Source organism: Bacteroides sp. MSK.18.37 (assembly GCF_019129155.2).
In the GTDB taxonomy this organism is placed as follows: Bacteria; Bacteroidota; Bacteroidia; order Bacteroidales; family Bacteroidaceae; genus Bacteroides; species Bacteroides ovatus.
Genome location: NZ_JAHOIB020000001.1, coordinates 5,872,124 through 5,884,367, shown reverse-complemented (window position 1 = coordinate 5,884,367; position 12,244 = coordinate 5,872,124). Strand labels below are relative to the sequence as shown.

The window sequence follows — 12,244 nt, the reverse complement described above, 5'->3', positions numbered from 1 at the left end:
TTCCTTAAACTTTGATATTGCATATTCGTCATTATGGTGCGGTCAATGTCACCGTTATTGGCAGATTATCACCATTCGTATTGGTTAGTGTGAGTCTAGCCGTATCACCGGACACAGCATCGGCTCTAAAGTAGAAGTAAACCGCATCACCACTCACGCCACTTGTTTCGAGCATTGTCTCACTGTTAAGCAGAATTTTATCCGGATCCTGTATCTGGGTTATCTTCCACTCCCATATTCCCGGATTACCCGAAGTAAAAACAATCTTGCGACGTCGCATATTTCCGGTTCCATTATCGTTGCTGTCCAACTCTACGTTTGAGGTCAGCCACTCTCCGTCTTCTCTCCACTGGCTCAACAGTACATGGTGCTGCAGATTACCAGCATTGATATAAAAGCCTGTTTCCCGCTTAGTTCCGGTTCCTGAATTAAATTTGGGCATCACAACCTGGATATTATACGTATACACTCCTTCCGAAAGAGATATCTGAGTCATATTAACTGTCGGCCACGTATCCATGGTACTTTTGTTTAATGACGCCCCCGGCAGAAATCCTGTATCCGGACTAGCATCATAATTCGTTTTCACTTCTATATTGACAGTGACCCCATCACCAGCCGTCTGTACCTTGGTCTGCGATAATTTGAGATAATACTGTTTATCGAAAATTACATTCACCGGGCTTTCCGTCCATTCAAGCGGGGTAGCTGAAAGCTGATAGGTTTCGTTGGATATCGTAAGATTGTAGTTGATGTACTCGCCCGATTCCCAAGAATGCGGATTCTTGGCGAGAATATCACTGAACAGGAATTCCCGACCGCCAAAGTTGGTGGTAACAACAATTTTGGCGGTTGCGGAGAAAGCGTCAGTCGGCAACATGAGGAATGTATCACCTATCAAGGTGGCATCTTCGGTCACCGTTTTGTTACCGATGGGAGTAGAAGCGACCTTCCCGGTGACGACATCGCTCCAGACAAACTTCGGTTTGCCGTTTTTCGTCGTGGTGGTCGGAATTTCAGTCATCGCAAGGTTACCGCTTTTTCCTACATTCTGGAATTCTATTTTCTCGATAGTCACCTCATTCGGTACAGGAGCTACTTTCTTGAATGTAAAGGTAACCTTGGTCAATGTGTGGTAGAAGTGTATATTCACACCTTCAACCCATACAGGGCCCGATATAGCCGCCAATACATCGACATGATTGGCGGCAGATTCATTCGCTGTATAATTCAGCACCATTTCTCCGGGATCAATGAAACTCGCAGTAGGCGCATTCGCATCACTGTACGGATACCAGGAGAAGAACTTCATGCTCGCATTCAACAATCCTGGCCAATATTGCAACGGCGAGATGGTGGCTGTCAGGTCGGCGTTAACCGTAGCACTTGCATTGAAGTATGGTTGGGGAACAGAAGCATTGGGAGTCAGTGAGCCGTAAAGACCGAAAGTCTCTTCTTTCAGATCGGTATTCGAAGAGATTACCGTACCACGAGTGTAGACATAGCCACCTTCACCGATACGTTGCACAACAATTAATTCCTTATCACACGTCATCTCTTCTCTGACACACGAAAAGAGGACAACCGAAAGGACAGCCATTGCCATAATCATCCTAATATTATTTATAGTCTTTATCATCTTACTTCTTTTCCGAAATTAAAAACAATCAGCGAAAGATATTACAAGTCCATATCCAAATCAATGTCTTGTCTTTCACCCCAATCTTCTACGCTTATCGTCAGTATCTGAATACCTATTTTTCCTACGCGTGCCGTTACCTGATACACGTTGTTCCGACGGATCTCCGTAAAAGGTTGCGCTGTCGGACTACCTGTGCCGTCAACCTTTGTTACGCTTTCAATTACTTTCCCGGTTATTCCGGTGACGTCCGAAGGCCCTTTTAGGACATTAGCCATACTGATAGACAGTCGGTCGGAATAATCCGACTTGAATAGGCGTTCGGCTGTGTAGAACGAGCAAAGCAACTTCCGGTTTTCAGCTCCGGGAGCCGATGAGTATGCCCAAGTTTCTGTAGTCGCAGCCGTCCAGCTATGCGTTAATAAATTGCTTTCCGACACGTCTTCCTTCACCTTTCCGTAGTTTTTTGAAGAGTCGGCGTTATCACGCGTGCCGTTGCCCACATTTCCCATCACGAAATAGCTATCGTGGGAAAAATTATGCAAGGTGACACTGGTGCTTCCGGCAGTATATCCGGTCACTGCCCCGCCGTCTATAGCTTCGATAAAGACATCTACCCGGGCTACGGCACGTTCGATTACCATTTGCACTGTTTTGGTTTCATCGGGTGCTATGGATATATCCCGGATCACTCCTGTCATAGGCATTCCGGTCGCCGAAATAATCTGCCCGTCACTATTCAGTATGCTGGAGATGTCGTAAATCATCTCTTGCAACGTCAAAAGATTAGCTATACCGTCAAGTTGGCTTGTGAGACTCTGCGGTTCGTTGGCAATAACTACGACCAGGATATCATTGCTGGAAGTCACTTCGAGAAGTTGCGCATCTATATCAGTAGCTGTCTCCGGAGTGCTCAACAGGATGTGTTCATTCACATCCAGCCTCACGCCACCGGGCGTGCTGCCGAATACGATAAACCGCATGGAGTTTATCTTCTCCTGTTGTTCCACATCCCCATTGTTCACCAAGTCGATGCTAAGTTGCGCCCGGGTAGTATGGGCAGGCAACTCATAAGCCACATCAGCTTCTCTACTACATGAGAACAAAAGGATGGTGGATGCCAGATAAATGATATGTAATAGCTTTTTTCTCATTCTTAAACTTCCATCCCGTGGAGCCAATGAATCCAGGTCCCCACGACAATACCAATTTGAAGGAATCCTCCTCCGTTTTTTTCAACAACTGTAAATACCAGGTTCCATTCACTCTGCCTGTCAAGATACTCCTGAAAGGGAAGTTCCGTTCCGTCGTAACGGGAAACCGGCCGGGCAATGCTCAATAGTGTCATCAGATTGTAGCTCCAGACTTCGGCTTCGGTATTCGCATCCCTTATAATAAACTTATAATCCCATCCGCTCCTGTTGAGCAAACGCATCGTATTCAGGCGTGCGGACATAACCACATCGGATATTTCACCCGGACCTGTATAGTAAGGCACATAAGTAATTGGCCCTTGTCCTGTGGGTTCGTTTTCCCAAGAATAAACCGCATTTTCCGGTGCCTGAATTTCAAATGTATATTGTGTGCCATCCACTTTATTTTCCTCATATCCCATTAACGCGAGATTAAACCGATTGGTGTCACGTATCAGGTTCACCGGATAAACTTTATGGTTGGTATTGGATGGCAGGTGATCCACTTCCACAACTTCTCCGAAGTAAAGATGCTGAAATTCGAAATTAACAACATCCGTCTCCCGCTTCAGGGATACAATGACTTGTTGGAGGGTGGTTGTTCCCGGCACCAGTTTATTACCTGCATTGTCCGAAAGCCGGAATCTGTCAGACAGACTTCCGACGGTCAGTACTTTATAACTTCCGAAATCGAGCTCGTCGGTCAACGATATCCGGCTTCCACCAACCAGCGCAGCAACCTCGGCACTTTTGGTGAAAAGCAATTTATCATCGCTGTCGAACACAAGTACATCCACCGATTTAACCTGCGGATTAAATGCATCCGCATATTCCATATTGTAGTCGAATACAAATTCCAACCAAAGCTCGCACCGTGGCAGGTCTTCGCGTATACTGTCGCACGAAGCCATACATAGCATCGAAGCAACGATAAGGAACAGCGATTTAGTTTTTCCGAACATATCTTTTCTTTTAGGGGCAACCCTATCGGTTTGCCATTTTATATTGTCAGAGATCTCTATTTTGTGACCTCCGGTTATTTCCTCTTTTTGGGGCGCGCTTTGCATTTCATTGCATCTCGGATGCGCCGGTATATTTCAGTGCTGTTTTTGGGAAGCCTGTCACCGGCTTGTTTTTACTTTTTTCGGCGGTCTGTTCCGTACGGAATATCTATTTTAAAAGTACAGGGCAGGCAGTCCGCACTGCCCTGTTTTCTTTGAAAGTAAAGAATTTATTTAGATTTCGAAATTTGTAGTCCAGTATATCCACGGAGCAACTTTAATCTCAAAATGGAGATAGGCACCTTTCTTATCGATATCTTCTTCTTCATCCGGATCTTCGGGACCACCACCAGGATACCACGGTGTACCGTTACCATTCACCTTTGTCAGCGTAAGCGTATAATAGTTATTACGTACTACACCGTATTTCCCATACTCCATGTAAGAATTGGCTGCATTGTCATGACGAATCTCATAGTAGTAATAGTTGAGACTCTTTGGATACCAATAGATGCAACCTTCTTTTTTACACAGTTCACCACCATTCTGAATGTTGTTGTCGTCAAGAATAGCCTGCGTAAGGGATGCAAAATCACCCGGATCATTGGCGGTAAGTTCAGATTTTATCTGAGTATAGAACAGTTCGCATGCCGAAACTAAAAGTTTCTCCTGGGCGGTCATAGGGTCTGAGGCTGTTTCTTTAGCTTTGGCAGGCGTATAAGCAGCCAGCAAGTCGGCAAAACTCTTGAAGTTTACAGAGTTAGTTCCGTTAGGAAGACGATACCAGTCATTTCCTAAAGTAAATTCACCAGACTTCCAAGGTGCATACTGTCCCTTAAGTACCAGACGCGTAGCCGCACCGAACTTCTGATATCCTGCGGCCATCGTATTCTCGATACAGTATTTGTAATTATCACCTGCAGTCGCACTTTCAGCAACCCATTCCACCTTAGGTTCGCGAGTTGCAGCATCGAGTGTATTCTTAATAATGCCTGTAAGATATTCGGTTCCACCCGCAGTCGTAAAGTTCGGGTCGACTGTATAGAAGTTACTTTTGTAAAATCCGGTAGTATGAGACGATGCTGTGGTAGTCTTCTTTGCAAAAGGAAAGAACAGGGAGTTGTAGTAATCTATAGTCCAATTTCCAAAATCAAGCTGTCCTAGACTTGCATTTGTTCCATCTTCAAAAGGTCCAACTGCTAATGGACTGCCAATCATAACCTCCAATTTTGCAGCAAGGCGTTCTATCTCAAGGGTAGCCGGATTACTTTTCGCTGCATTCTGAGCTTGCGCTTCCGATTTATAGTCGCTGACCAAAACAATCTTATCCGATACATCAAGCAGACATTCATCCTCCCATGCATGATTGGATGGATCTGAATCGGAATCATCGTAGAATCCGACATTAATCATTGCACAACCATTGGAGTGTACAACCTCCTCTACCAGATAAGCATTGTTGGGCTTAGTATTGTTTTCAGGAACTGTAATCATTCCATTGATGGTAGCATAGGTTGCACCCGCTGAAAGATTATCCAAGCGATCCTTTAATTGGTAACCTGGATTGGCAATAACAAGCAAATACTTAGTATTCGGATCCACTTTAACCGGAGTATTCGGAGTCGTAACTCCACTATTTGTTCCGAAAGAACTTGATCCCAATACCGTGGCATACTTAGTTGCCTTTTCATCCTTAGTCACCACCTTACTCGCATTGAACGTAATCAAATAGAGCTCATTAATCGCACTTTCCTCCTCTAAAGCCGTCTGTTCACCAGAAGCACGTGAACCAGGCACTTTGGGATTAGTCAGACTAATTGATACGTAAGCTACATCATAACCTGCTCCCCCTTCAACCTCCGGATTTTCCTCCAGATTCTCATTTGAACAACTTGCCAGTGCCGCAACAACCAGCAACGAAACTAAAATTGATTTAATCTTTAGCATAATACAAAAAAATATTAGAATTAATACTTATATAATTTCCCACTTAATCAGTAAGTTCTACTTACCATTCTTTTTCATTTTAGCAGCATTAGCCTTCTTCCTGACTAATTCTTCCAGATTGCCCCTAGCTGCATCCAGACCTGACTGCTCTGCAAACTTCAAATACTTCTTCGATGATTCATAATCTCCCTTCATTAACATTAATATTCCCATAGCATTATTATATTCCGGCAAATTCTTATTCGAATTCACCATGCCCAGATAACGTTCAGCCGAAACCAATTCATTGCGTGATAAAGCGGCAGTAGCAGCATTTATATTTGCAATCTCACTCTGCGGATACATCCGGACAGCCGTTTCGAACACATCAATAAATTCTTGCGAGCCTGTCGGATAGGTATTAGCTACCAGAAACATTTCATTCAAGCTCAAATTCTGCGGACGCGTCTTGATAATCTCTTTTGCTTCCTCCACACTAAAATCCCTCACTTCGTAATTCACTTTGCAGATAGCCACACGCAAACTTGGGAAAATATACTTCAACAAGTATCGGTAAGGCGTCCCTCCGTGAAGTTGCATCAGTTTTGTTTCTCTTCCTTTTTCAATAGGTATGTTCCTGATAATATCCAGCACTTCGTCTTTATATTCCAATTCGATTGTTTCAAGCGCCTTCTCCAGTCCGTCCCAGTTTTCACCTCCAAAGACAATGTAGTATTGGTTTCTCGGAAAATCGTATCTGTATGCCAGATAATCCCGGAGCGCCATGGCACGTCCTTCAGACAGACGTTTGTTCGCTGCCAATGTTCCTTCCGGAGACGCATAACCGATAATATCCAGACGGTTCACTTTCACATTCGGATCGGACTTCAGCTCATCGATCATCTTCCGGATTTTAGCCAGCTCCTGAGGGTTATTCATGTATTCGGGACGAATATTGACTTTATTCACCTCGAAATCCAGAAAACATTCCGCTTGAACATCCCGTTGTTTGATTTCTTCCGCTTTCGGTTGCAGATAGGCAAACTGAGGAGCCACTACGTAAGGCGTCCATACACGTTCCAACGTCACTTTGCCAAATTCCTCGATGTTCATTAATGCCGTTTCACCGCAACCACATTCGTCACGCTGCACGTCCAGACGCGCATCCTTCATCCATGATTCGAACGGAACCAGATATTGATACCGAATCGTATCATTTCTTAGTTTTCCGGCTTTTTCCACTATATACGGCTTCTCGTAGCTTCTCTTCTCCTTGGCGCTCATCAACGCAAGCCCACGCTCATACGCCAAATACTCGTCACGACCTTTAATAGAAACTTTCGGAAGATTCAGAGTGCGTCCGGAAGTCACCAGCCGCGGAATTAAATCCATTCCCCGGGCAGATTTCACTTTCACATTATTCAAAACAAAATCTATATCGACATGAATAAAATCACCTTTCTGTTCCAACCGCACCGGATTCACGGTAATGCCACCTTCGTAAGAGCGGGATTGAGCCATAGCTGTGTTTATATTCAGGCTGCAAACCACCAACATACACACAAGGAAACCTATATTTCTTATTATCATACTCCTTATTATTTAATTACATAAATAAGTGACACACTTGCTTTGGTAGGTCCGAAATAATTTTTGCTGCTTTCCTTCAATCTCGTACCACAGGTAGCGCAAGGATACTTGTCATATACAATGTGCGCATATCCCACTCCGACAGACGTTTCTATACTCCAGCGTTTTTTCAGAATCCACGAATATCCTACGGAAAAGCCACCGCCATAAAGATATCCCTGATAACGCGTATGCTGCATATTGTCACTGATAAAAGACCAGTCGGGCCACCCTCCTACATTGAAATCGGCATAATGTCCGTGCATTCCGATAAACATACGGCGAAAACTCTCACAAAACCAGTAACGAACTTCGGGTTGTATCCCCCAATGACGGAGGCGTTTGCCGTCGGAAAGTTTCCACGGATTATAATTGACCGGAATGTCCAGCGTCCATTTACGCACCAGTCCGATCTCCAACCCCAAATTCATGGTAGTGGTAGCGTCATACAGCAGATTGCTTTTCAACGCAACCTTCTGGGCATAACCCTCGGAAATAGCACATCCGAGCATGAATAATATGAGTATAGCAACTTTCTTCATTTATATCACATTTACTGTTATTTATTGCCCCAATTGAGTAACATCTATTTTTATGCGTTGCACATTACTGATGCCCGTTTTAACGGAAGACGCCATTGTTGTGAGATGTACGATTCCGTTTCTGGAATCCGCCTCTATATTGGGCAATACCTTAATATATATCTTACCGTCTTCAACGATAATGCGTTCTTCTCCTGTATGTTCCTCCGGCATTACGGAAGAATACAGACGGATCCAATTTTTAGCACTTTCATCCACTTCGCCCGTAAGGCAGAAATAATTGATTTCATATACCTCCGAATTTGAATTTTCAGTAGGCATGAGCTGAAGCGTACTTCCCGCAGCAGGAACAGCTTTCCTTTGTCTAATATGAACTTCTTTTTCCAAATTTCCTGTTTTTAATGTTAGATATACATCATCCTGTCACCTGTTTCTCTTTGTCCTTCTTCATACCACATCAACCAGTCAGAGTCCCCCACTGTTACCTATGGTTACCTATGTTATCACTAGACCAACGGAAGTGACTATCGGTATCTTGTAATAAGAGTCTTGACTTTTGTAAGTCCCTTGAATGTTCAGACAGGTGTTGTTCTGAAGCCGGACTCATACATAATATAATTCATGGGAATAGTTTCTTGAATGTCACTATAAGGCAGAGAGCCAAGCAATGGATTGCTCAATGGTTTAATCAACAACCCGGCATATATATCCGCACAAGTTGTCACCTCTGGCGTTAATTGGATGAGAGTGCCGGTCACATTCAACTCCTGCACACACCCCACCACAGATAATAAAGAAATCAAATATAAAAAACAGGTTGTAAGTCTTGTTATTTCTCTCATTAATTCTCTAATGTACTTTCTTCTACTTCTCATATATCTCTCTTACTTCTCTTTTTGCTTTTCTCTCAGGACAATATTTTTTGTCCAAATCTCATATTGCAAATTTCGGAATATTAAAGGAGATACAAAATTGTATTCATTTCTGTTACAGAGAATCAACTTAGAATAAAGGGACTAATTATGTAGGTAGCGAACAACAAGGTTACGAAATTCACAACAAAAATACTCAATATCCTCATTTCTTTCGATATGCGAACATTTTAAAATTCCCAAGTTTCTTTCATAAAAACTTGGACAATAGAGGGAAGTTATAGTTTTTCGTGTCATTTAGACACAACTTAGGCACAAATTAGACAGAATAACTAGCTGTTTTATACAACAAAATAAGCTAATAACTTGTATAATTTGTGCCCAAATGACAAAATGCTCAATTTCTGTATATATATAACTATCAGATTATAAGGTTTTACGCTCAGTTTCCGTAGGTGCCACCTCATCAGGAATACTGAATTCGCGATTAGCAAACAGATCAGCAAGTCCTGAAATTTGTTTCAGGCGCAACAATTCATCACGATCCATACCAATATTTTTCATTATCCATTGATCGGACATACCTGCCTTATCAAGCTCCGCAACAATGTTGCACATCAATTCAATGTTATGCATTCCACGCGCACGGTTGTGCCGGATTGTTGAACTCATACGGTTAGACAAGTCTTTGTCTATCACCACAATCGGCAACAAACCGTTTTCACGCTTATAGATTCGTTGGGAAGTTTTCAATACCGTATAGCGATGGTAACCATCCACCAGGATATAACGGTCTTCATCTTTATTGTAGTAACATACACATGGCATCGTAAAGCCATCTTCCCAAATAGAAAGTTCCAGCAACTTCATTTCAGGCGGTGCAACGACATTCGGATTATAATCGTTCGCATATACTTTTTCTACGGGTACCGCTTTTACCTCGTAAACAGGGCTTTTATCTACACTCATGATACTATGATTCTATATTGTTCCATAATTTGACTTCTCTTACTCATCTCCTCCTTTGTAGGTGAGAATCCCATATATTTGCAGGCATGGTCATTCTTAAGAATACAAACGCACATTCGCTTATACGTGGGTATTTCTTTGAATTCCGGAATGTCAATATCATCCTGATATTCCATACGTACCGGTTTTTTCAACGTTTTGTAGTTACTGTTGTCCATAACGATAATCGGTACTTTCGCATCAATCAGCTTCTGGATGGTGGCATCACTCAGGCATCCGCCTTTTGTCTGCCAGAAATTCACGCTCACTGAAAGTTTCCGTAGATAATTCTTCCTCGCCCGCTCCGGCAGAGTAGACAACAAAAAATACATAAACTCGCGCCATGTATATCCTTCGGGAAGTTTCACCGATTGCCATCCCATTGCATGAGTACCACCATACATACCGGTAAAGTTCACACCGTTCACCCTTCCCACCATTTTACCCCAGGTATTAGGATCAAGCACCCGGTAAAGCTGCAAGCTCTCTTGTGCCTCATTAATAAAGGGACTTGCTACACGCTGACGCTCCAGATTGACTCCGGCACGATAATAAAGATCGTATAAAACATTATAATCCCACTGGAATTTTCCATTGGCAGTCCATACATCCGTTGTTTTCCAGTCATAAATAGGGTAGGCATTATAAATATCATTCCCTACTTTTGAAGTCCATTTATATTTATGATACATCTGGAATTTACGGCTCATATAGATACATCTCCACCGATTGAAACTTTCCTGTGTACGAATCCCGATCAGACAACAAGTGCGCACTGCATCTTTTTTATTATGTATCCATTGCGCAAAACGCATCTGAAATTCATAATCCCACATGGTTGTATTATAAAAAGGAAAATCTTCTTTGGTCATTGCCTTTTTCGGCATGGAACGAACCCATATATTCTTTTTGCTGTCTTCCCACGGACGCCAAAAAGATTGATACATCGAGGTGCAGGTAGCCACACGGAAAGGGATGCATACCCGGTATACATCCAAAATATCCTTATTGGCCTCCAGCATCCGGTCTACATAGTCGATGGTCATTTTATACTGGATCTCATAATCCATGTGAAAAACTCCCAAACGTACCTTCAGGTTATTCTTCCGGATATAATCGATACACATATTCAGCAGTACCCCGCTGTCTTTACCTCCGGAGAATGACACATATATATTATCAAATTCATTAAATATAACTTTCAGTCGTTCTTGTGCTAATTCATATACATTCTTTGTGCCTGCTATTTTCTTTTTCGTCATAAGTTATCTATACATTTTTACATACCGTGTCCATTTCTTGTCCATCGATACAAATTCAAACTTTTCAAATGTTCCTTTATCTTGTACCAGTGTGACCGAATTGAGCAACCAACTCTCGGGCCTAAATTCCGCAACGATAGCGGGCAACAGATGTGACAGGATTTCCTCCCGTACGGTGCCTTCTGCCTTCACATAATAATTATTGATTACAGCTTTCTTCCGGCTTTTCTGTTCCACGGGGACGAAGCCCACCACTTCTTTATCTTCAATCGCAATGAACCACACATACTCTTCGCCCGTCTTGAAAGGGTAATTATTGTTTGCGCGTATCACTTCGGGATCCATCACCATCGGCGCTAAAAGCCGATATAAGTGTTTGTCTTTTCCTTTTAATCGTATTATCTGTATCATATCATTCAAAAATGGACACACAAAAATAAGGAAAAAATATCAAATTCGTCATTTCTGTTCCTAAAACATTTGTTTTTCACACTATTATCTCTATATTTCGATATTTTTGAAATCACCCATACGCCATTCCTCTTTCACGTTTAAAGTAAGTCAGTATAGTTGCAAAGCTTAAATATTCCCGTCCAGGAGTATGCAACCGACTTTTAAACTGATAGTAGGCAAAGATGACTTCGCATGCCAATTTATATTTGAAATGCAGCTTTAAACGGTGCTGCAAAAACTCAAACACCCGGCAGAGATATGCAAACACCTCCTCCACCCTAGCATTTGGAATCACTCGTGGCGCACGATTTACATCCGCTATATGCTCCATCTCATTAAGCACATATTCCAGTTGCTCAATTTCCTCACCGGTGTTTTGCATTGTACACTTCATTTGTTCTATTTTCTCTCCCTGATGGATGTACTGTTTTCGCTTTCGTTGTAAACGATCTTTTATTATTTCTATTCCTTTCAACATTATAAAATTTAGTTATATATAAATGGTTTGATATTACTGATTATTAATCGACAAAACCGTCATATAAAATTTAATATCAAATGCAAATATAGAAAAGATTGTTTAAATAATTAGATTTTTATTTAAAAATATTCATACTTATTTTACATTTAAATTACCAGCATCAGAAAAACGTTTTTTTCATCCAATGAAACGAGTCATAATTTTGCGGCGTACTAAAATATTTTAAACAATGGATAAT

The 12,244-nt window shown here is 42.1% G+C and carries 12 protein-coding genes; all 12 read right to left on the bottom strand.

Annotated features, from left to right (window positions below; translation table 11 throughout):
• Positions 1–31: 31 nt before the first annotated feature.
• The 12 genes from KSX81_RS22825 to KSX81_RS22770 all read right to left on the bottom strand — a co-directional run bounded on the left by KSX81_RS22825 (position 32) and on the right by KSX81_RS22770 (position 12,003).
• Entirely contained in the window at positions 32–1,639 is a 1,608-nt protein-coding gene (locus KSX81_RS22825) for a fimbrillin family protein (protein WP_004300444.1), read from the bottom strand.
• A gap of 41 nt (positions 1,640–1,680) precedes the next feature.
• Entirely contained in the window at positions 1,681–2,793 is a 1,113-nt protein-coding gene (locus KSX81_RS22820) for a fimbrial protein (protein WP_004300443.1), read from the bottom strand.
• Positions 2,794–2,795: 2 nt separating this feature from the next.
• On the bottom strand, positions 2,796–3,794 hold the full coding sequence (locus KSX81_RS22815) for a FimB/Mfa2 family fimbrial subunit (RefSeq protein WP_217725676.1): 999 nt from the start codon (positions 3,792–3,794) through the stop codon (positions 2,796–2,798).
• Between the two features lie 273 nt (positions 3,795–4,067).
• Positions 4,068–5,780, bottom strand: coding sequence for an Mfa1 family fimbria major subunit (locus KSX81_RS22810; RefSeq protein ID WP_115484153.1), 1,713 nt, complete (start codon positions 5,778–5,780; stop codon positions 4,068–4,070).
• A 57-nt stretch (positions 5,781–5,837) separates the two neighbouring features.
• A complete protein-coding gene (locus KSX81_RS22805; protein ID WP_004300439.1) occupies positions 5,838–7,349 on the bottom strand; it encodes a DUF3868 domain-containing protein in 1,512 nt (503 codons plus the stop codon).
• An 8-nt stretch (positions 7,350–7,357) separates the two neighbouring features.
• The gene (locus KSX81_RS22800; protein WP_004300438.1) at positions 7,358–7,930 is read right to left on the bottom strand and encodes a DUF3575 domain-containing protein; all 573 of its coding nucleotides are present in this window, start codon (positions 7,928–7,930) and stop codon (positions 7,358–7,360) included.
• A gap of 21 nt (positions 7,931–7,951) precedes the next feature.
• Positions 7,952–8,317: a hypothetical protein gene (locus KSX81_RS22795; protein ID WP_004300437.1), complete on the bottom strand. Its 366-nt coding sequence runs from the start codon at positions 8,315–8,317 to the stop codon at positions 7,952–7,954.
• Between the two features lie 188 nt (positions 8,318–8,505).
• Positions 8,506–8,805: a hypothetical protein gene (locus KSX81_RS22790; protein ID WP_004318544.1), complete on the bottom strand. Its 300-nt coding sequence runs from the start codon at positions 8,803–8,805 to the stop codon at positions 8,506–8,508.
• Positions 8,806–9,228: 423 nt separating this feature from the next.
• Positions 9,229–9,771 (bottom strand): IbrB-like domain-containing protein, encoded by a 543-nt coding sequence (locus KSX81_RS22785; protein WP_004300435.1) that lies wholly within the window; start codon positions 9,769–9,771, stop codon positions 9,229–9,231.
• Positions 9,768–11,072: a DUF3440 domain-containing protein gene (locus KSX81_RS22780; protein ID WP_217725677.1), complete on the bottom strand. Its 1,305-nt coding sequence runs from the start codon at positions 11,070–11,072 to the stop codon at positions 9,768–9,770. Before KSX81_RS22780 ends, KSX81_RS22785 begins: the two co-directional genes overlap by 4 nt.
• Positions 11,073–11,075: 3 nt before the next feature.
• Entirely contained in the window at positions 11,076–11,483 is a 408-nt protein-coding gene (locus tag KSX81_RS22775) for a hypothetical protein (RefSeq protein WP_004300433.1), read from the bottom strand.
• Between the two features lie 112 nt (positions 11,484–11,595).
• The gene (locus tag KSX81_RS22770) at positions 11,596–12,003 is read right to left on the bottom strand and encodes a hypothetical protein (protein WP_004300432.1); all 408 of its coding nucleotides are present in this window, start codon (positions 12,001–12,003) and stop codon (positions 11,596–11,598) included.
• Positions 12,004–12,244 lie beyond the last annotated feature (241 nt).